This is a genomic window from Streptomyces sp. GLSS-08 (assembly GCF_056387915.1).
Genome location: NZ_JBWJAQ010000022.1, coordinates 24,153 through 43,094 on the forward strand (window position 1 = coordinate 24,153; position 18,942 = coordinate 43,094).

General features: G+C 71.1%; 21 protein-coding genes and 5 tRNA genes. 19 read left to right on the plus strand and 7 right to left on the minus strand.

Annotation, left to right across the window (positions count from 1 at the left end; translation table 11 throughout):
* The first annotated feature begins 407 nt into the window (after nucleotides 1-407).
* The 9 genes from AC0ZLC_RS29145 to AC0ZLC_RS29185 all read left to right on the plus strand — a co-directional run bounded on the left by AC0ZLC_RS29145 (nucleotide 408) and on the right by AC0ZLC_RS29185 (nucleotide 4,460).
* Entirely contained in the window at nucleotides 408-596 is a 189-nt protein-coding gene (locus tag AC0ZLC_RS29145) for a hypothetical protein (RefSeq protein ID WP_476754934.1), read from the plus strand.
* A 134-nt stretch (nucleotides 597-730) separates the two neighbouring features.
* Nucleotides 731-1,519, plus strand: a complete 789-nt coding sequence (locus AC0ZLC_RS29150; protein ID WP_476754935.1) for a fumarylacetoacetate hydrolase family protein — start codon at nucleotides 731-733, stop codon at nucleotides 1,517-1,519.
* The gene (gltX, locus tag AC0ZLC_RS29155) at nucleotides 1,512-3,026 is read left to right on the plus strand and encodes a glutamate--tRNA ligase (protein ID WP_476754936.1); all 1,515 of its coding nucleotides are present in this window, start codon (nucleotides 1,512-1,514) and stop codon (nucleotides 3,024-3,026) included. The genes AC0ZLC_RS29150 and gltX overlap by 8 nt, the downstream gene beginning before the upstream one ends.
* Nucleotides 3,027-3,129: 103 nt before the next feature.
* Nucleotides 3,130-3,864, plus strand: a complete 735-nt coding sequence (locus AC0ZLC_RS29160) for an HAD family hydrolase (protein ID WP_476754937.1) — start codon at nucleotides 3,130-3,132, stop codon at nucleotides 3,862-3,864.
* Between the two features lie 89 nt (nucleotides 3,865-3,953).
* Nucleotides 3,954-4,025: transfer RNA gene (locus AC0ZLC_RS29165), tRNA-Gln, on the plus strand.
* A 42-nt stretch (nucleotides 4,026-4,067) separates the two neighbouring features.
* Nucleotides 4,068-4,140, plus strand: a tRNA-Glu gene (locus AC0ZLC_RS29170).
* A gap of 62 nt (nucleotides 4,141-4,202) precedes the next feature.
* Nucleotides 4,203-4,275: transfer RNA gene (locus AC0ZLC_RS29175), tRNA-Glu, on the plus strand.
* A gap of 20 nt (nucleotides 4,276-4,295) precedes the next feature.
* Nucleotides 4,296-4,367, plus strand: a tRNA-Gln gene (locus AC0ZLC_RS29180).
* A 20-nt stretch (nucleotides 4,368-4,387) separates the two neighbouring features.
* Nucleotides 4,388-4,460, plus strand: a tRNA-Glu gene (locus AC0ZLC_RS29185).
* Nucleotides 4,461-4,565: 105 nt separating this feature from the next.
* Here AC0ZLC_RS29185 and AC0ZLC_RS29190 read toward each other — a convergent pair.
* Nucleotides 4,566-5,210, minus strand: a complete 645-nt coding sequence (locus AC0ZLC_RS29190) for a MerR family transcriptional regulator (protein ID WP_476754938.1) — start codon at nucleotides 5,208-5,210, stop codon at nucleotides 4,566-4,568.
* Between the two features lie 82 nt (nucleotides 5,211-5,292).
* Between AC0ZLC_RS29190 and AC0ZLC_RS29195 the strand changes: the two genes are divergently transcribed.
* Nucleotides 5,293-5,880: a DUF4188 domain-containing protein gene (locus tag AC0ZLC_RS29195; protein WP_476754939.1), complete on the plus strand. Its 588-nt coding sequence runs from the start codon at nucleotides 5,293-5,295 to the stop codon at nucleotides 5,878-5,880.
* A gap of 186 nt (nucleotides 5,881-6,066) precedes the next feature.
* Here AC0ZLC_RS29195 and ndgR read toward each other — a convergent pair whose 3' ends face one another.
* Nucleotides 6,067-6,783: an IclR family transcriptional regulator NdgR gene (gene ndgR, locus AC0ZLC_RS29200; RefSeq protein ID WP_028806673.1), complete on the minus strand. Its 717-nt coding sequence runs from the start codon at nucleotides 6,781-6,783 to the stop codon at nucleotides 6,067-6,069.
* A 190-nt stretch (nucleotides 6,784-6,973) separates the two neighbouring features.
* Between ndgR and leuC the strand changes: the two genes are divergently transcribed.
* From leuC to AC0ZLC_RS29220, 4 genes are all read left to right on the plus strand, one after another.
* Complete coding sequence (gene leuC, locus AC0ZLC_RS29205; protein ID WP_476754940.1) at nucleotides 6,974-8,407, plus strand: 3-isopropylmalate dehydratase large subunit; 1,434 nt, start codon at nucleotides 6,974-6,976, stop codon at nucleotides 8,405-8,407.
* A gap of 6 nt (nucleotides 8,408-8,413) precedes the next feature.
* The gene (leuD, locus tag AC0ZLC_RS29210) at nucleotides 8,414-9,007 is read left to right on the plus strand and encodes a 3-isopropylmalate dehydratase small subunit (protein WP_476754941.1); all 594 of its coding nucleotides are present in this window, start codon (nucleotides 8,414-8,416) and stop codon (nucleotides 9,005-9,007) included.
* Between the two features lie 277 nt (nucleotides 9,008-9,284).
* Nucleotides 9,285-9,515 (plus strand): SCO5555 family protein, encoded by a 231-nt coding sequence (locus AC0ZLC_RS29215; RefSeq protein WP_476754942.1) that lies wholly within the window; start codon nucleotides 9,285-9,287, stop codon nucleotides 9,513-9,515.
* A 137-nt stretch (nucleotides 9,516-9,652) separates the two neighbouring features.
* Entirely contained in the window at nucleotides 9,653-10,312 is a 660-nt protein-coding gene (locus tag AC0ZLC_RS29220) for an HU family DNA-binding protein (RefSeq protein WP_476754943.1), read from the plus strand.
* 85 nt (nucleotides 10,313-10,397) lie between these two features.
* Here the strand turns inward: AC0ZLC_RS29220 and AC0ZLC_RS29225 are convergent, their stop codons facing one another.
* Complete coding sequence (locus AC0ZLC_RS29225; RefSeq protein ID WP_476754944.1) at nucleotides 10,398-10,601, minus strand: hypothetical protein; 204 nt, start codon at nucleotides 10,599-10,601, stop codon at nucleotides 10,398-10,400.
* Between the two features lie 91 nt (nucleotides 10,602-10,692).
* On the minus strand, nucleotides 10,693-11,358 hold the full coding sequence (gene cofC / locus AC0ZLC_RS29230; protein WP_476754945.1) for a 2-phospho-L-lactate guanylyltransferase: 666 nt from the start codon (nucleotides 11,356-11,358) through the stop codon (nucleotides 10,693-10,695).
* A 143-nt stretch (nucleotides 11,359-11,501) separates the two neighbouring features.
* On the opposite strand from cofC, the gene AC0ZLC_RS29235 reads away from it, so the two are divergent.
* From AC0ZLC_RS29235 to AC0ZLC_RS29245, 3 genes are all read left to right on the plus strand, one after another.
* Nucleotides 11,502-12,272 carry a lysophospholipid acyltransferase family protein gene (locus tag AC0ZLC_RS29235; protein ID WP_476754946.1) on the plus strand — a complete coding sequence of 257 codons (771 nt, stop codon included), beginning with the start codon at nucleotides 11,502-11,504 and terminating at the stop codon, nucleotides 12,270-12,272.
* Nucleotides 12,269-13,279, plus strand: a complete 1,011-nt coding sequence (locus AC0ZLC_RS29240) for an NAD(P)H-dependent glycerol-3-phosphate dehydrogenase (RefSeq protein WP_476754947.1) — start codon at nucleotides 12,269-12,271, stop codon at nucleotides 13,277-13,279. The genes AC0ZLC_RS29235 and AC0ZLC_RS29240 overlap by 4 nt, the downstream gene beginning before the upstream one ends.
* Nucleotides 13,280-13,414: 135 nt before the next feature.
* Nucleotides 13,415-14,572, plus strand: coding sequence for a D-alanine--D-alanine ligase family protein (locus tag AC0ZLC_RS29245; RefSeq protein WP_476754948.1), 1,158 nt, complete (start codon nucleotides 13,415-13,417; stop codon nucleotides 14,570-14,572).
* Between the two features lie 16 nt (nucleotides 14,573-14,588).
* Here AC0ZLC_RS29245 and AC0ZLC_RS29250 read toward each other — a convergent pair whose 3' ends face one another.
* A complete protein-coding gene (locus AC0ZLC_RS29250) occupies nucleotides 14,589-15,095 on the minus strand; it encodes a DUF3515 domain-containing protein (RefSeq protein ID WP_476754949.1) in 507 nt (168 codons plus the stop codon).
* 20 nt (nucleotides 15,096-15,115) lie between these two features.
* A complete protein-coding gene (locus tag AC0ZLC_RS29255; protein WP_358855817.1) occupies nucleotides 15,116-15,349 on the minus strand; it encodes an Lrp/AsnC family transcriptional regulator in 234 nt (77 codons plus the stop codon).
* Nucleotides 15,350-15,554: 205 nt separating this feature from the next.
* Here AC0ZLC_RS29255 and AC0ZLC_RS29260 point away from each other — a divergent pair, with 205 nt between their 5' ends.
* Nucleotides 15,555-16,520, plus strand: a complete 966-nt coding sequence (locus AC0ZLC_RS29260; RefSeq protein WP_355785655.1) for a thiamine-phosphate kinase — start codon at nucleotides 15,555-15,557, stop codon at nucleotides 16,518-16,520.
* 185 nt (nucleotides 16,521-16,705) lie between these two features.
* Here AC0ZLC_RS29260 and rpmB read toward each other — a convergent pair whose 3' ends face one another.
* Nucleotides 16,706-16,891 (minus strand): 50S ribosomal protein L28, encoded by a 186-nt coding sequence (rpmB, locus tag AC0ZLC_RS29265; RefSeq protein WP_004924906.1) that lies wholly within the window; start codon nucleotides 16,889-16,891, stop codon nucleotides 16,706-16,708.
* Nucleotides 16,892-17,149: 258 nt separating this feature from the next.
* On the opposite strand from rpmB, the gene AC0ZLC_RS29270 reads away from it, so the two are divergent.
* A complete protein-coding gene (locus AC0ZLC_RS29270; RefSeq protein ID WP_476754996.1) occupies nucleotides 17,150-18,940 on the plus strand; it encodes a DAK2 domain-containing protein in 1,791 nt (596 codons plus the stop codon).
* The last annotated feature ends 2 nt before the right edge of the window (nucleotides 18,941-18,942 follow it).

Sequence of the window (18,942 nt, forward strand, 5' to 3'; positions counted from 1 at the left end):
CAGCACAGTGCCGGATCTCCAACAAGGCCCGAGTACCAGGCTGTGACCACTGTGACACCTTGTGAGGGGCGCGTCACGAGACGTGCAGAGAGATCCCGTTCATATGGGGCATATGCGTACGAGTCCATAGGGGGGACCCGGTGTCCCAGTCGCCATGATCGGGAGCGGAATGCGGGCTTCAGTGGAGCAATGTCCGTTTCGCCGGGTAGGGGTGTCTGTCCACTTCGCGCCATATGCCCACTAGTAAGTGAGCAAACTCACACGGCAATCATGGCGTCTTCACGCCATCGCCGGGGAATCGCATGTTTAGCCTGACGCTTTACAGGGATGGCGAATCCGACAACCCGCGCCCGCGCGAGGCCCCCGGGGCCCGCGGGGCGCCCGCACCCACGAGGTCGAGAACACCAGTGAAGACCACGATGATGTTCCACAACATTGCCAACCCGCGACGCACGACGCTGGCGCACCTCACCGACGCCGAGGAACTGCGCACGCCGGAGCGGCAGGAGCACTCCGTGGAGCTTCCCGCGCAGACCGCCAACCCCCGCCGCACGATCCTCATGGAAGCCCCGGTCGCGGCGGCCGTCGCCGAGTAGGGCGCACCCCGGCCGCCGTCCGCGCCGGCGGCGGCCCGATCGCACCGCGCGGCATGCGCGAGATGCCCGCCCCCTGCCGCGTTAGCCTGGAGCGTCAGACTCCAGCCGGCTCAGCAGAGGGGCGCCAGCAACCCGTGCGCATCGCCAGATTCTCCATCGACGGCAACGTCGCTTTCGGCGCGGTCGAGGGCGACAGGCCGGACGAGCTCGTCCTCGACATCATCAAGGGCATCCCGTTCGCGGACTTCGAGCTCTCCGGCACGAAGGTCCCGCTGAACAAGGTCAGGCTGCTGCCTCCCGTGCTCCCGAACAAGGTCGTCGCCTTCGGCCGCAACTACGCGGACCACGCGCGGGAACTCGGCAACGAGGTGCCCGAGACCCCGTTCGCCTTCTTCAAGCCGTCGACCTCCGTCACCGGCCCCGGCGACGAGATCGCCTACCCCTCCTTCTCGAACGAGCTGCACCACGAGGCGGAGCTCGCGGTGGTCATCGGCCGCATGTGCCGCGAGGTCCCGCGCGAGCGCGTCAAGGACGTCATCCTCGGCTTCACCTGCGCCAACGACGTCACCGCGCGCGACGTGCAGAGGCGCGAGAAGCAGTGGGCGCGGGCCAAGGGCTTCGACTCCTCCTGCCCGCTCGGCCCCTGGGTGGAGACGGACCTCGAACTGTCGGCCGTCGCCGAGGGCATCACCATCCAGTGCACGGTCAACGGGCAGCAGCGCCAGCTCGGCCGGACCAGTGAGATGATCCACTCCGTCGAGGACCTGATCGTCAACATCACCGAGGCCATGACGCTGCTCCCCGGCGACGTGATCCTCACGGGCACCCCCGCGGGGGTCGGCCCCCTCAACGTCGGCGACGAGGTCGCCGTCACCATCGAAGGCATCGGCACTCTCACCAACAAGGTGATCAAGCGTGGCTAACGCGAACTCCTCCAGTCCCTCGACCCCGGCCGGGCAGGGGGTGCCCCCACGCGTACGTTTCTGTCCGTCCCCGACCGGCAACCCCCACGTGGGCCTGGTCCGCACCGCCCTGTTCAACTGGGCGTTCGCCCGGCACCACGAAGGCACGCTCGTCTTCCGCATCGAGGACACCGACGCGGCCCGCGACTCCGAGGAGTCCTACCGGCAGCTGCTCGACTCGATGCGCTGGCTGGGCTTCGACTGGGACGAGGGCCCCGAGGTCGGCGGCCCGCACGCGCCGTACCGCCAGTCGCAGCGCATGGACCTCTACAAGGACGTCGCGCGGAAGCTCCTGGACGCCGGTCACGCGTACCACTGCTACTGCTCCACGGAGGAACTGGACACCCGCCGCGACGCCGCCCGCGCCGCCGGCCGGCCGTCCGGCTACGACGGCCACTGCCGCGAGCTGACCGCCGAGCAGAAGGCCGCCTACGAGACCGAGGGCCGTACGCCCATCGTCCGCTTCCGCATGCCCGACGAGCCGGTCACCTTCACGGACCTGGTCCGCGGCGAGATCACCTACCTCCCGGAGAACGTGCCGGACTACGGCATCGTCCGCGCGAACGGCGCCCCGCTCTACACCCTGGTCAACCCCGTCGACGACGCGCTGATGGAGATCACCCACGTCCTGCGCGGCGAGGACCTGCTCTCCTCCACCCCGCGGCAGATCGCCCTCTACAAGGCGCTGCGGGAGCTGGGCATCGCCAAGGAGACCCCGGCCTTCGGTCACCTGCCGTACGTCATGGGCGAGGGCAACAAGAAGCTGTCCAAGCGCGACCCGCAGTCCTCGCTGAACCTCTACCGCGAGCGCGGCTTCCTCCCGGAGGGCCTGCTCAACTACCTCTCCCTGCTGGGCTGGTCGCTCTCCGCGGACCGCGACATCTTCTCCGTCGACGAGATGGTCGCCGCCTTCGACATCGCGGACGTGAACCCCAACCCGGCCCGCTTCGACCTCAAGAAGGCCGAGGCGATCAACGCCGACCACATCCGCCTGCTCGACGTGAAGGACTTCACCGAGCGCTGCGCGCCCTGGCTGAAGGCCCCCTTCGCCCCCTGGGCGCCGGAGGACTTCGACGAGGCGAAGTGGCTGGCCGTCGCGCCGCACGCGCAGACCCGCCTCAAGGTCCTCTCCGAGATCACGGACAACGTCGACTTCCTGTTCCTGGCGGAGCCGGTCTTCGACGAGGCGCACTGGACCAAGGCCATGAAGGAGGGGTCGGACGCGCTGCTGCGCACGGCGCGCGCCAGGCTGGAGGCGGCCGACTGGTCGAGCCCCGAGTCCCTCAAGGAGGCCGTCCTGGCCGCCGGCGAGGAGCACGGCCTCAAGCTCGGCAAGGCCCAGGCCCCCGTCCGGGTCGCCGTCACCGGCCGCACGATCGGCCTGCCCCTCTTCGAGTCCCTGGAGATCCTGGGCAGGGAGAAGACCCTGGCCCGCGTCGACGCCGCCCTGGCCCGGCTGGCGGCGTAACCGCACGGCACACCGAGGGGGCGGCGTCCGCACCGGAAGCCGCCCCCTCGGCGCGTCCGTTCCCCGGCGGACAGACACCCCCGCCCGGAGCTACCGTCGGACCATGGGCATCGAGGCCGTGATCTGGGACATCGACGACACGATCTTCGACTACACCAGCGCCGACCGGTCCGGCATGCGCGGGCACCTGGCCGCCGAGGGCCTGCTCGACGCGTACGGGACCGTCGAGCGGGCCCTCGCCCACTGGCGGGAGCACACCGACCGGCAGTGGGCGCGGTTCGCGGCGGGGGAGGTCACCTTCGAGGAGCAGCGCCGGGACCGGGTACGCGCCTTCCTCGCGCGGGAACTCACCGACGCGGAGGCCGACGCCTGGTTCCAGCGCTACCTCGGGCACTACGAGGCCGTCTGGACCCTCTTCCCGGACGTGCTGCCCGTCCTGGACGCGCTCGCCACCAGTCACCGCCACGCGGTCCTGTCCAACTCCAGCCTCCACGTGCAGGATCGCAAGCTGCGCGTCCTCGGGGTGCGGGACCGCTTCGAGGCCGTGCTGTGCGCCGCCGAGCTGGGCGTCTCCAAGCCCGCCCCGGAGGCCTTCCACGCGGCCTGCGAGGCCCTCGGCCTGCCCCCGCACCAGGTCGCGTACGTCGGCGACCACCCGGAGATCGACGGCCGGGGCGCCCTCGACGCGGGACTGCTCTCCGTGTGGATCGACCGTGACGGTGCCCACACCGTCACGGCCGTGCCGCCCGTGGGTCCGCGCCGGATCGCCTCGCTGGCCGAACTCCCCGCGCTCCTCGGCGCCGATACCCGTTTTGGAGCGCCGTCCACCTTCGGGTAATGTTCTTCCTGCGCCGCCGGACAGCGGGCCGAAAGGCCGGAACCCGAGGCGCACGCTAAAACAGAATCCCCACGGGGATGGTGTTTCAGTGGCCTATGGTGTAATTGGCAGCACGACGGTTTCTGGTTCCGTTAGTCTAGGTTCGAGTCCTGGTAGGCCAGCTCGCAGAGCTTATCTGCATCGCAGAGTCCAGTCTCTGCAAGGCCCCCGTTGTGTAGCGGCCTAGCACGCCGCCCTCTCAAGGCGGTAGCGCCGGTTCGAATCCGGTCGGGGGTACAGATCCTTCCCAGGGGGACAGTCCGGGTCGCACCCGCTGACTCTCATGCAGGATCGCTAGGGCCCCCGTTGTGTAGCGGCCTAGCACGCCGCCCTCTCAAGGCGGTAGCGCCGGTTCGAATCCGGTCGGGGGTACGCGTGGTCTAGACCACCATTGGGCTATGGTGTAATTGGCAACACGACGGTTTCTGGTTCCGTTGTTCTAGGTTCGAGTCCTGGTAGCCCAGCTGGATCACCTGTGATCCTCGCCCCCGTTGTGTAGCGGCCTAGCACGCCGCCCTCTCAAGGCGGTAGCGCCGGTTCGAATCCGGTCGGGGGTACGCGGTTCGAAGGGCCTCCACTGCGGTGGGGGCCCTTCGGCGTACCCGCCCTCTCGCCGCCCGTACGGCCACAGGCGCCGACTGTCCCGTGTGAGCCGTACCACCTCACTCGATGCCGTACCGCCGTGCCGACTCCTCCTCCTGGGCCAGCCGGTGCAGCGCCTTGAGGACCGGCTCGAAGAGGATCGCCGCCGCGACCGCCGTCTCCACCTTCTCCGCCTCGGACGGATGCGTCTCCACGAAATCCAGGTCGCGCACGGCCGCCCGGTGCATCAACTCCGCGTAGGGCGCCATGTGTTCGGCGTTCCAGGGATAGCCGAGCCGGATGAGCGTGGCCACCGCCGTCACCAGTGAGCGGTGTACGGGCGAGAGCGTGCTCAACTCCCGTGCCGTGTCCCAGCCCAGCATCTCCAGCAGCCGGTCCACCTCGCGGCGCGCGGTCACCACGGCGGGGTCCGCCTCGTCGGGCTCGGGCTCCTGCGGCAGCGCCCACAGGGCCGCGCCCAGCCGGATCGTGCGGCCGAGGGAGTCGTCGTCGACATGAGTGAGGATCTCCCTGGCCGTGGCCACCGGCACCCGGCCGACCTGGATCAGGGCACGTACCAGCCGCAGCCGGCGCAGATGGCTCTCGTCGTACTCGGCGGTCGTCGCGCCGATCCGGCGGCCCGGCGCCAACAGCCCTTCGCGCAGGTAGTACTTGATCGTCGCGAGGGACACGCCGCTTCGCTCGCTCAGTTCCGTCAGCCGCATGTCTTGCGCTCCTCCCTGGATAACGGCACTATCCAAGCATCACGCACTTGGATAGTGCTGTTATCCAACTCAGGGGGCCGCCATGTTCGCCAAGCCGATCGAGGGCCGGATCACCGCAGCCGCCGAGGGGGACGTGGTCGTCCTGCTGATCGGCGTGCGCGTCAACCACTTCTGGGCGGTGCACCACTGGCTGCCGGTCCTCCTTGCGATGCCCCGCATGCTGCGCGAACTGGCCGCCGACAAGAGCCGGGGGCTGCTCGGCCACGTCCTGCTGACCGCCTCCCCGCGGACGTACTACGTGGTCCAGTACTGGGAGTCCAAGGAGAAGCTCTACGCGTACGCGGCGGCGCCCGACATGTTCCATCACCGGGCGTGGGCGATCTTCAACCGCAAGGAGCGGGCGGGCAAGGTGCGTCAGCACGTCGGGCTGTGGCACGAGGCCTACGTCGTGCCGGAGGGGTCGTACGAGTCGGTCTACATCGACATGCCGCCCTTCGGCCTCGCGGCGGCGCACGGTGTCCTGCCGCTGCAGAAGCGGGGGCGGCGCGCGGCCGACCGGTTCGCGCACCGGTCGGCCCGGCCGGGGGAGCCCGCGGCGCCGGACGGGTCCGTGCCGGCGGAGGGTGCCGCGGCGGGGGAAAGCGGCGTTGGGGGGCCCGGGCTGCGCTGAGCCCGGGGGCGGGAAGGCCGGGCGGGGGAGCGGCGGGCGAGCGGGGCGCGCGGGCCGGTGAGGCGCGGGAACGGGAAGTCCGGCTGGGCGCGGGGGACCCCGGGGTTCGCGACCCGGGCGCAGGGGGTGCCTGGGAAGGGGGAGGGCCTGCCGCGGCGTTGAGGCCGGCCCCGCCCCCGATCCGGGTCAGCCCGTGCGGCGCAGGGCCTCGGAGAGGCGTCCGGCGGCGTCGATGACCGCCTGGGCGTGCATGCGCCCCGGGTGACGGGTCAGCCGCTCGATCGGTCCGGAGACCGAGACGGCGGCGACCACGCGGTTCGACGGGCCGCGGACCGGCGCGGAGACGGACGCCACGCCCGGCTCGCGCTCACCGATCGACTGGGCCCAGCCCCGGCGCCGTACGCCCGAGAGGGCCGTCGCCGTGAAGCGGGCGCCCTGCAGACCGCGGTGCAGACGCTCGGGCTCCTCCCAGGCCATCAGGATCTGGGCCGAGGAGCCCGCCTTCATGGTGAGCGTCGAGCCCACCGGGACGGTGTCCCGCAGGCCCGAGAGCCGCTCGGCCGCGGCGACACAGATGCGCATGTCGCCCTGCCGGCGGTAGAGCTGCGCGCTCTCGCCCGTGATGTCGCGCAGATGCGTGAGCACCGGGCCCGCCGTCGCGAGCAGGCGGTCCTCGCCCGCGGCCGCGGCCAGCTCGGCGAGTCGCGGTCCGAGAATGAAACGGCCCTGCATGTCGCGCGCCACCATGCGGTGGTGTTCGAGTGCCACGGCGAGCCGATGTGCCGTGGGTCGTGCCAGCCCGGTCGCCGCGACCAGCCCTGCGAGGGTGGCCGGTCCGGACTCCAGGGCGCTCAGGACAAGGGCTGCCTTGTCCAGAACTCCTACGCCGCTACTGTTGTCCATGAAACGATACTCGCGTCTCACTCTGTGAAACGCAAGTTCAATTTTCCGTGGAAGGCGCCACCCTGGTAAGCACAGCGGCCCGCGGACCAACGGGCCCGGTGGCAGACGTCAGGTACGAGGGGTACGAGCGTCGCCGCCCCGGAGATCTCTAGTTGGGCCGGCGCCACACAGGCCGGCCGGAGGGAAAGCGATGGGTAGGACACTCGCGGAGAAGGTCTGGGACGACCACGTCGTCCGGCGCGCCGAGGGCGAGCCCGACCTCCTCTTCATCGATCTGCACCTGCTGCACGAGGTGACCAGCCCGCAGGCCTTCGACGGCCTCCGGCAGGCCGGCCGTCCCGTGCGCCGCCTCGACCTCACCATCGCCACCGAGGATCACAACACCCCGACCCTCGACATCGACAAGCCCATCGCGGACCCGGTCTCCCGGGCCCAGCTGGAGACGCTGCGCAAGAACTGCGCCGAGTTCGGTGTCCGGCTGCACTCCCTGGGCGACGTGGAGCAGGGCGTCGTCCATGTGGTGGGACCGCAGCTGGGCCTGACCCAGCCGGGCACCACCGTGGTCTGCGGCGACTCCCACACCTCCACGCACGGCGCCTTCGGCGCGCTGGCGTTCGGCATCGGCACCTCGCAGGTCGAGCACGTGCTGGCCACCCAGACGCTGCCGCTGGCCCGCCCGAAGACCATGGCCATCACGGTCGAGGGCGAACTGCCCGAGGACGTCACCGCCAAGGACCTGATCCTGGCGATCATCGCCAGGATCGGCACCGGCGGCGGCCAGGGCTACATCCTGGAATACCGCGGCCCGGCCATCGAGAAGCTCTCGATGGAAGCCCGGATGACCATCTGCAACATGTCGATCGAGGCCGGCGCCCGCGCGGGCATGATCGCCCCCGACGAGACCACCTTCGAGTACATCAGGGGCCGCGATCACGCCCCCGAGGGCGAGGACTGGGACGCCGCCGTCGCGTACTGGAAGACCCTGAAGTCGGACGCGGACGCGGAATTCGACGCCGAGGTCGTCATCGACGCCACCTCGCTGGCGCCGTTCGTCACCTGGGGCACCAACCCGGGCCAGGGCGCACCCCTTTCGGCGGACGTCCCCGACCCGGCTTCGTACGAGGACGCTTCGGAGCGCCTGGCCGCCGAAAAGGCCCTGGAGTACATGGGGTTGACCGCGGGCCGGCCGCTGCGCGAGATCAAGGTTGACACGGTCTTCGTGGGCTCGTGCACCAACGGCCGCATCGAGGACCTGCGCGCGGCCGCCGCGATCGTCGAGGGCCGCAAAGTCGCCGACGGCGTACGGATGCTGGTCGTCCCGGGCTCCGCGCGGGTCGGTCTGCAGGCCGTCTCCGAGGGTCTGGACGTGGTCTTCAAGCAGGCCGGCGCCGAATGGCGGCACGCGGGCTGCTCGATGTGTCTGGGCATGAACCCCGACCAGCTGGCCCCCGGCGAGCGCTCCGCGTCCACCTCCAACCGCAACTTCGAGGGCAGGCAGGGCAAGGGCGGCCGGACGCATCTGGTCTCGCCGCAGGTCGCCGCCGCCACCGCCGTGCTGGGCCATCTGGCCTCCCCGGCCGACCTGTCCGACGCGCCTGCCGCCCGTACGCCCGCTGGAGTCTGAGAAGCCATGGAAGCATTCACCACGCACACCGGCCGGGCCGTCCCGCTGCGCCGCAGCAACGTCGACACCGACCAGATCATCCCGGCCCACTGGCTCAAGAAGGTGACCAGGGACGGTTTCGAGGACGGGCTGTTCGAGGCCTGGCGCAAGGACCCGTCGTTCATCCTCAACCAGCCCGAGCGCGACGGCGCCACGGTCCTGGTCGCCGGCCCCGACTTCGGCACGGGCTCCTCGCGCGAGCACGCCGTCTGGGCGCTGCAGAACTACGGCTTCAAGGCCGTGATCTCGTCCCGCTTCGCTGACATCTTCCGCGGCAACTCGCTGAAGAACGGCCTGCTCACCGTGGTTCTGGAGCAGCGCATCGTGGACGCGCTCCAGGAACTCACCGAGAACGACCCGCAGACCGAGATCACGGTGGACCTGGAGACCCGCGAGGTGCGCGCCGAAGGCATCACCGCCGCCTTCGAGCTCGACGAGAACGCCCGCTGGCGGCTGCTGAACGGCCTGGACGACATCTCCATCACCCTGCAGAACGAGGGCGACATCTCCGCGTACGAGGCGAAGCGCCCTTCGTACAAGCCGAAGACGCTCCGGGTCTGACTCGTGGACCGGACGAGCGGCTGACACAAGGCTGGTTTCAGCCACCCGCAACACCCCTCTGTACCCCCAATCGTGGACGGTTGGGGGTACAGCCGTGTCTGCCTCCCGGGCCCTTCGACCGCACCCGGCCGACCTGCCAACTCCCCACGTTACGAGGGTGGTTGGCGGGGTACGTGAACCGGAAAGCCGTGCTGCGCCGGGGTGTTCGGAAGGCCGCCACGGGCCGCAGTTGCCCCCTGCGCAGGCGACAACTCGCCCCAGATGGCACAATCTGTGCATGGAACGCGACGGCCAACTCGAGCTCTATACGGCGGTCGCGGCCCAACTCAAGGAAGCGCACACACAAGTGCGCACACTGCAAGTCCCGGAGGGCGTACGGATGGCGCTGACCCGGAAGCTGCTGGTCATTACGGCCGTGGCCAAGCACGATCTCGCCGGTGCGGCAAGGCGTCTGGAGCGGTTCATGGCTGACCTCGACGAGGGTCGAATCCCGGAAGAGGAACGCTGAGAACTCCGCGACAGCCCGAGTTCGTTGCGGCACAAGGGTGATTAGCCCGTTTCGTGTTTGATTTGCGGTATATATCTGCCTAACGTGCGAAAACGCTTGAACACTTTCGTTCTGGCAATGTCTCCGAAGGGGAAGACGTGAACAAGGCGCAGCTCGTAGAAGCGATTGCGGACAAGGTCGGCGGGCGTCAGCAGGCCGCCGACGCGGTCGACGCCGTACTGGACGCGGTCGTCCGTGCGGTCGTCGCCGGGGAAAGGGTTTCGGTCACCGGCTTCGGTTCGTTCGAGAAGGTCGACCGCCCGGCCCGTTACGCCCGCAACCCGCAGACGGGGGAGCGCGTTCGGGTCAAGAAGACCTCGGTGCCGCGCTTCCGCGCCGGTCAGGGCTTCAAGGACCTGGTGAGCGGCTCGAAGAAGCTGCCGCGCGGCGGCGAGGTCTCGGTGAAGAAGGCGCCGAAGGGCAGCCTTTCCGGTGGTGCTTCCGCGACGGTCAAGAAGGCCGCGGCCAAGAAGACCACCGCCAAGAAGGCGACGGGCGCCGCGAAGAAGACGACCGCCAAGAAGGCGACGCCGGCGAAGAAGACCACGGCCACGGCGAAGAAGACCACGGCGAAGAAGACCACCGCCAAGAAGGCCGCCACGGGCACCAAGAAGACCGCGGCCAGCAAGACCACCGCCAAGAAGGCGACGGGCGCCGCGAAGAAGGCCCCGGCCAAGAAGGCGACGGCCACCAAGGCCCCCGCCAAGAAGTCGACGGCTCGCAAGACCACCGCCAAGAAGGCCACCGCCCGCAGGTAGCAGGGGCGCAGGGCCACTCACGCGCCGGGCCGGGCTCCCCTCGGGAGCCCGGCCCGCGGCGTGTCCGGGGGAGGCAGGACCGCGGTCAGAACGTGTGCAGGGTGACGAGCGTGATCCGGCGGGACGCGCCCTCGCCCTCGACCTCGATGCGCACCCGCTGGCCCGGGCGCAGCAGCCGCAGGGCGCCCGCGTCGAACGCCGCTGCGTCGAAGGGCACCGGGGTGCCGTCGTCCAGCAGCACCTGGCCGCTGCGGGTCTCGGGGTCGTACGTGTACGCGGTCGCCTGCATGAGGGGAAGCCTAGGGCCTGAGCACTCGGCGCACGTCCCGAGGTCCGGGACGGCGGCCGGGATCCGCGTACGGGGTTCCGAAGGGGGCGGGTCAGGGCGCCGGCGGGGCCGGCGGCCCGACGGGCCGGCCCGGGATCAGCAACCGGGCGGCCGCCGCCGTGCGGGCGCCCACGCCCAGCGCCAGAGCCGCCCGCAGGTCGTCGCCGGTGTCCACGTCCTGGCGTACCGACTCCACCGCGTCGAGGACCAGTTCCACGGCACCCGACGAACGGTGGCGCGCGCGGGAGGCGGTGCCGAAGGACGGCAGCAATTCCCGGCCCGGGGCGGCGGCCAGCAGCGTGGTACCGATTGCCGCGGCATCGGCGAGAAAAGCGCGGGGGAATTCCGCGGCGGCATCGAGTACCCGTTCCAATTCGGCGGGACGCAGCGCGGGAAGATCGGCGTTCAGTGCGGCCACCGCGCTTTCCGGACTCCGGGAACGGACGATCGCGGCCGCGTGCCCTAGAGCCGCGTTCAGCCCGCCCGCGGGTTCGTCGGGGACAATCCGGGCTCCCAGGGACGCCAGTTCGCGTCCGGCCACGGAATCACCCGTGACGACCGCCACATCCCTGACCGCGGCACAGGCCAGCGCCGCCGCGACGGTGTCCTGGGCGAAAGCGAGGGCGAGACCCGGGCGCAGCACGTCCCCGGCGGTGTCCGAGAGCCTGCTCTTGGCTCGCGCCAGGGATTTGAGCGGTATCACCAAGGTCCACTGCACGAGCGTTCCGTCCCCTCTTGTCGCGCCCATTGTGACCCGCGCCCCGGAGCGGGCCCGCGGCCGGGGCGTACGGTGTTCTCGACAGACCGGCGGCCCCGGGTGACACTTGTGCGGGCCCCCAGGCCCAAGAGGAAGGTGTCCGCGTGCCCCGCCGCAGAATCGGCTTCTGGTACCGCTTCGCAGCGGTCCTGTGCAAACCGCCGCTGGTGGTTCTGCTCAAGCGGGACTGGCGCGGAATGGAGAACATTCCGGCTGAGGGCGGCTTTATCACCGCGGTGAACCACAATTCGCATGTGGACCCCTTCGCCTACGCGCACTTTCAGTACAACACCGGGCGGGTTCCTCGATTCCTGGCGAAGGCCGCGCTTTTCCGCAAGGGCTTCGTGGGTGCCGCGATGCGCGGCACCGGACAGATCCCCGTCTATCGCGAGAGCACCGACGCGCTCAGCGCGTTCCGGGCCGCGATCGAGGCCGTGGAACGCGGCGAATGCGTCGCCTTCTACCCCGAGGGCACCCTCACCCGTGACCCCGACGGCTGGCCCATGACGGGCAAGACGGGCGCCGCCCGGGTCGCGCTGGAGACCGAGTGCCCGGTGATCCCGGTCGCCCAGTGGGGCGCCAACGAACTCCTGGCGCCGTACGCCAGGAAGCCCAGCGTCCTTCCGCGCAAGACCCACCGGGTGCTGGCGGGCCCGCCGGTGGACCTCTCGCGTTTCTACGGCAGGGACATGACCCCCGACCTCCTCAAGGAGGCCACCGAGGTCATCATGGCCGCCGTCACCACGCAGCTCGAGGAGATCCGCGGCGAGAAGGCGCCCAAAACGCCCTTCGACCCGCGCGAGGTACGCATCGAACAGCGCCGCAGGGCCGCGGCGAACGCCAGAGCACAGCAGGAAGAGGAGCAGGGCGCGTGAGCAAGCCGGTCAAGGCGGCCGTCTTCGGGACCGGATCGTGGGGCACGGCCTATGGCATGGTGCTCGCCGACGCGGGGTGCGAGGTCACCCTGTGGGGGCGTCGCGCCGAACTCGCCGAAGCGGTCAACTCCACCCGTACGAACCCGGACTACCTGCCGGGCGTCGAACTCCCGGCGAACCTGCGGGCCACCACGGACCCCGCCGAGGCCGCGCGCGACGCCGACTTCACCGTGCTCGCCGTGCCCTCGCAGACCCTGCGCGGCAACCTCGCCGAGTGGGCGCCGCTGCTCGCCCCCGACACCGTCCTCGTCTCCCTCATGAAGGGCGTCGAACTCGGCTCCGCGATGCGGATGAGCGAGGTCATCGAGGACGTGGCCAAGGTCGGCGAGGACCGGATCGCCGTGGTCACCGGGCCCAACCTGGCACGCGAGATCGCCGCACGCATGCCGGCCGCCTCCGTGGTCGCCTGCCGCAGTGAAGCGGTCGCCCGGCGACTGCAGACCGCCTGCCACACGCCGTACTTCCGCCCGTACACCATCACCGACGTCGTCGGCAGCGAACTCGGCGGCGCCGTGAAGAACGTGATCGGTCTCGCCGTCGGCATCGCCGACGGCATGGGACTCGGTGACAACGCCAAGGGTTCGCTGATCACCCGGGGTCTGGCGGAGACCACGCGGCTCGGCCTCGCGATGGGCGCGGACCCGTTCACCTTCTCCGGACTCGCGGGCCTGGGCGACCTGGTGGCCACCTGTTCCTCGCCGCTGTCGCGCAACCACACCTTCGGCACCAACCTGGGCAAGGGCATGACCCTCCAGGAGACCATCGCGGTCACCCGGCAGACCGCCGAGGGCGTCAAGTCCTGCCAGTCCGTGCTGGATCTGGCACGTCGGCACGGCGTCGACATGCCCATCACGGAGACGGTCGTCGACATCGTCCACGAGGGCAAGCCGCCGATGGTCGCGCTCAAGGAACTGATGTCGCGCAGCGCCAAGCCGGAACGCCGCTGACGCTGCCGGGACCGCCGGCGGGGCGACGCTCCGCTGTCACCGGTACCACGCTGAGCGACGGCACCCGGACGGCCGCGGGCAACGCCGTCGTGGAGCGCTGACTGACCGCCTACCACCGGGTACTCTCAACCCGATATGAGCACCGAGAACCTCCCCCAGAACCCCGAGCAGCCGCCTCGCAAGCCGCGCGTGGCCGTCGTCTTCGGCGGTCGCAGCTCCGAACACGGGATCTCCGTGGTCACGGCCGGCGCCGTCCTGCGCGCCATCGACCGGACGAAGTACGACGTCCTGCCGATCGGCATCACCCAGGACGGCCGTTGGGCGCTCACCGCGGACGAGCCGGACCGCATGGCGATCGTCGACCGGCGGCAGCCCAGCGTCGACCAGCTGGCCGAGGGGAGCGAGGGCGGCGTGGTGCTCCCCGTCGACCCGGCCAACCGCGAAGTCGTCTACAGCGAGCCGGGTGCCGTCCCCAAGGCGCTCGGTGAGGTCGACGTCGTCTTCCCCGTGCTGCACGGTCCGTACGGCGAGGACGGCACCCTCCAGGGCCTGCTGGAGCTCTCGGGCGTCCCGTACGTCGGTGCCGGTGTGCTCGCCTCGGCCGTCGGCCAGGACAAGGAGTACATGAAGCGGGTGTTCACCTCCTTCGGGCTGAAGGTGGGCCCGTACGTGGTGGTCCGGCCGCGGGAGTGGGAGAACGACCGCGCGGGTGCCCGCGCGAAGATCGTGGACTTCGTCGGCGAGCACGGCTGGCCGCTGTTCGTGAAGCCCGCGCGCGCGGGTTCCTCGATCGGCATCACCAAGGTCGACGACCTCGGCGGTCTCGACGAGGCGATCGAGGAGGCCCGGCGCCACGACCCGAAGATCATCGTGGAGGCGCTGCTGCGCGGCCGCGAGATCGAGTGCGGCGTCCTGGAGTTCGAGGACGGACCGCGGGCCAGCCTGCCCGCCGAGATCCCGCCGGCCCAGTCGCACGCGTACTACGACTTCGAGGCCAAGTACATCGACTCGACGCCCGGCATCGTGCCCGCCCCGCTGACGCCCGAGCAGACCGCCGACGTCCAGCGGCTCGCGGTCGACGCCTTCGAGGCGGTGTCCTGCGAGGGCCTGGTCCGCGCGGACTTCTTCCTCACCGAGGACGGGGAGTTCGTGATCAACGAGGTCAACACCATGCCCGGCTTCACGCCGATCTCGATGTACCCGAAGATGTGGGAGGCGAGCGGCATCGGCTACCCGGAGCTCGTGGACCTGCTGGTCCGGGCGGCGCTGCGGCGGTCGACCGGACTGCGCTGACCGTCCCTCGGCACGATCAGTCGGCGATCCCTTCGGGGATCGCCTTCTTGACGGGCGCGGCCAGATCGACGAGCACGGTGGAGTCGTCCCGGTCCTTCGGCACGGTGACCTCGACGTACGCGAGACGCCCGCTGGTGGTGAAGCGGGTCCTCCCGCCGCCCAGCTCCTCCATCAGCCAGCCGACGCCGTTCACGCCGCCCCCGACGGCGTTCGGGTCGTCGCCCTTGGCCACCTTCGGATCCACCATCTTGGCGGGCCGCTCCACACCGCAGCGCAGTATGATCGCCGGGCCTCCCCAGCCCGCGGTCAACGCGGACCGGGGCCCGGGATCCTCACGCTCCAGACCGTCCACCTTCCGCGGCAGCACCTTGTCCAGGTTCCGGCACAGCCCGGTGACCTTCGCGTCCGGGCTGGGAACCACGGCGGCGGCGCTGTCGTCTGCTGAGGAGCAGCCGGTGACGGCGATCAACAGGGCGAGCACGGACAGCCCGGAGGCGTTGGGCCGGTGGCGGAAGATGTTCACCGGCCAAGGGTAGACGGGGGCTACAGGTGCACGACCGGGCAGGTCAGGGTGCGGGTGATGCCGTCCACTTGCTGGACCTTGGCGACCACCATGCGGCCGAGTTCGTCGACGGTGTCTGCCTGGGCGCGCACGATCACGTCGTACGGTCCCGTCACGTCCTCGGCCTGGATCACCCCCGAGATCTTGTTGATCGATTCGGCGACGGTCGACGCCTTGCCGACCTCCGTCTGGATCAGGATGTACGCCTGTACCACGGAACCTCCAGGGCGGCCACGAGGATCATGTGGGGGAAAGGAACGCCACGGTACCGTGTCGCCGCTCGCCAGGGGGAGACCCGCGGGCCCGGGGCTTGCGTGCCGGGGTGCACGGACCGCACAAGTCGACGGTCGACATGACCGTACCGAGTACAGAGACGGCTCGCGACCGGGCACCGGTCGCGGCAGAGGGAGCAGTACGACGATGAAGGGCACCGTGGGCGAGTTGGGGGAGTTCGGGCTCATCAGAGAGCTCACGTCGCGTCTTACCACCACCCCGGCGGTCCGGGTCGGTCCCGGCGACGACGCGGCGGTCGTCGCCGCGCCCGACCGCAGGGTCGTGGCGAGCACCGACATCCTCCTGGAGGGCCGGCACTTCCGCCGCGACTGGTCCACGGCGTACGACGTGGGACGCAAGGCGGCCGCGCAGAACCTCGCGGACATCGCCGCGATGGGCGCCGTGCCGACGGCACTGCTGCTCGGTCTGGTCGTCCCGGCCGAACTGCCCGCCACCTGGCCGTCCGAGCTGATGGACGGGCTGCGCGACGAGTGCCAGGTCGCCGGTGCGGCGGTGGTCGGCGGCGATGTCGTACGGGGCGACACGATCACCGTGGCGATCACCGCGCTCGGCGATCTGCGCAACCACGAGCCGGTGACCCGGGCCGGCGCGCAGCCCGGCGACGTGGTCGCCGTGACGGGATGGCTGGGCTGGTCGGCGGCCGGCTTCGCCGTCCTCTCCCGCGGCTTCCGTTCGCCACGCGCGTTCGTGGAGGCGCACCGGCGCCCGGAACCGCCGTATCACGCGGGTCCCGCGGCCGCCGGGCTCGGAGCGACGTCCATGACGGACGTCAGCGACGGGCTGATCGCCGACCTCGGGCACATCGCCGAGGCCAGCAAGGTGCGCATCGACGTCCGTTCCGGGGACATCGACATCCCCTCGCAGATGAACGACATCGGGCAGGCCGTCGGTGTCGACCCGATCCAGTGGGTGCTCACCGGGGGCGAGGACCACGCCATCGTGGCGACCTTCCCGCCGGACGTGAAGCTGCCCGCCCGCTGGAAGGTGATCGGCGAGGTGCTCAACCCGTCGGCGCTGCCGCAGGTGACGGTCGACGGGGCGCCCTGGACGAACAAGGGCGGCTGGGACCACTTCGGGGACATCGAGTCCTGACGGGGAGGTGCTCACCGCGGGAGCGGTGAGCACCTCCCGGAGGCGGGGCGACGGCCCGCGCGCGTGGGGACAGCAAAAAGCCGGTCCACTGGGAAGTGGACCGGCTCAGAGCAGCGAACCAGCAGTAGCCGCGCGCGACGGGGAATCCCCCTGCTCGAGCGGAGCCAGAGCGTGGGGAAGATGCGTCAGCGCGAGACCTTGCCGGCCTTGATGCACGAGGTGCAAGCGTTCACGCGCTTCGGCGTCCCGCCCACCACGGTACGGACGCGCTGGATGTTCGGGTTCCAGCGACGGGGCGTACGGCGGTGCGAGTGCGAGATGTTGTTGCCGAAGCCCGGCCCCTTGCCGCAGACGTCGCAGTTGGCAGCCACGGGTCACTCCAAAGACTTCAGATGCTCTTACGGTGGATCCCGGCATGCCGGGATCAAGATCTAGGATCTGAGTGGCGCTGCCAGGGGGAAGGCCCGATCGGATCGGGCAACCGGAGCAGCATACAACGACTGCGTCCGTACAACGAAACTACCATGGCCGCGCGGGACCCCTTCCCGGCCCCGGCAGGGCCGTCCACCGGCAAGGACCCGTCCTGGGTCTACGCTGCCTCCCACGTCCGGCAGCTCAAGGAGGCGCAGGTGCCGCAGGTGCCGCAGACATTGGACGCATCCGCGGTGCGGGCCTGGTGCGCTCTCGCCCTGGACGCGCTGGGCCGGGCCCGCGAGGAGATCGACGCCATCAACGTCTATCCCGTGGCCGACGGGGACACCGGGACGAATCTCTATCTGACGGTGGAGTCGGCGGCCACGGCGGTCGAGGCGGTCTTCGCGGGGCACGGCGCGATGTCCGCGCCGGCCGGGGCCCGGTCCGCCGGCGCCGCGTCCGCGGACGGCGGACCGGGTCCGGCCGCGGCGGGTCTGCCCAGCCTGGCCGAGGCGGTACGGGCGATGGCACACGGGGCCCTGATCGGGGCCCGGGGGAACTCCGGGACGATCCTCGCCCAGCTGCTGCGCGGGATGGCCCAGGTCCTCGCCGCCGACCGTGACACCTCTCACACCGACGGACGGGGACTGCGGCTCGCGCTGCGGCACGCCGCCGACTCCGCCCGCCAGGCCGTCGCCCACCCCGTCGAGGGCACGGTGCTCACCGTCGCCTCGGCCGCCGCCGACGCGGCCGACGGCACCGAGGGCGACTGCGGGACGGTCGCGAGAGCGGCGTACGACGGCGCGCTGGCGGCGCTGGCGGCGACCCCGGGGCAGCTGGCCGTCCTGGAGCGCGCCGGTGTGGTCGACGCGGGCGGCCGGGGCCTGGTGGCCGTACTGGCCGCGCTGGTCGAGACGTTCACGGGACGCGCGCCCGGCGGGGCGGCGATACCCGTCCTGGCCCCGCGCGCGGCCCGGCAGGCTCCTGCTGATGGCCCCCACACGTGCGTGGAGAGCGACAGCGGCGCCGAACCGGCCGTCCCCGAGGCGTGTGCGGACGCGGCACCCGTCGCCGGCGGCCCCGCCTTCGAGGTGATCTACCTGCTGGAGGCGGAGGACGCGGCCGTGGCACGGCTGCGGAACCGCCTCGACGGGCTCGGCGACTCCCTCGTCGTGGTCGGCGGCGACGGCCTGTGGAACGTCCACGTGCACGTCGACGACGCCGGCGCCGCCGTCGAGGCGGGCATCGAGGCGGGGCGGCCGTACCGCATCCGGATCACCCACTTCGGACTGGGCGACGTCCACACCGCGGGCACGGGCGCGGGGCGTCCGCCCCGGGAGCGCGCTCAGCGGGCGGTCGTCGCGGTCGTGCCGGGCGAGGGCCTGGCGGGGCTGTACGCGCAGGCCGGGGCGACCGCCGTGCTCGCCCGGCCGGGGGAGCCGCCCGCGAGCGGTGAGCTGGTCGACGCGGTACGTCGTGCCCACGCGCGCGAGGTGGTGCTGCTCCCGAACGACGCGGAGCTGCGCCACACCGCCGCCGCGGCCGCCGAGCAGGCGCGTGCGGAGGGCGTCCGGGTGGCGCTGATCCCGACCCGGTCCGCGGTGCAGGGCATCGCCGCGCTCGCCGTCCACGAGCCGGACCGCCGGTTCGACGAGGACGTCGTCGCGATGACCTCGGCGGCGGGCGCGACCCGCTACGCCGAAGTCGTCGTCGCGGAGTGCCAGTCCTGGACCATGGCGGGCATCTGCCAGGCCGGCGACATCCTCGGTCTCATCGACGGTGACGTCGCCGTCATCGGCTCGGAGCTCACGGCCACCGCCGAGGCCGTCCTGAACCGCATGCTGTCCGCCGGCGGCGAGATGGTCACCCTCGTCCTGGGCGACGACGCCCCCGACCCGGTCGCCGCCCGCCTCGAAGCGTGTGTGCGACGGTCGTACCTGGCCGTCGACACGGTGGTGTACCGGGGCGGACGGCAGGGCGCGCTGCTGCTCATCGGCGTGGAGTAGCG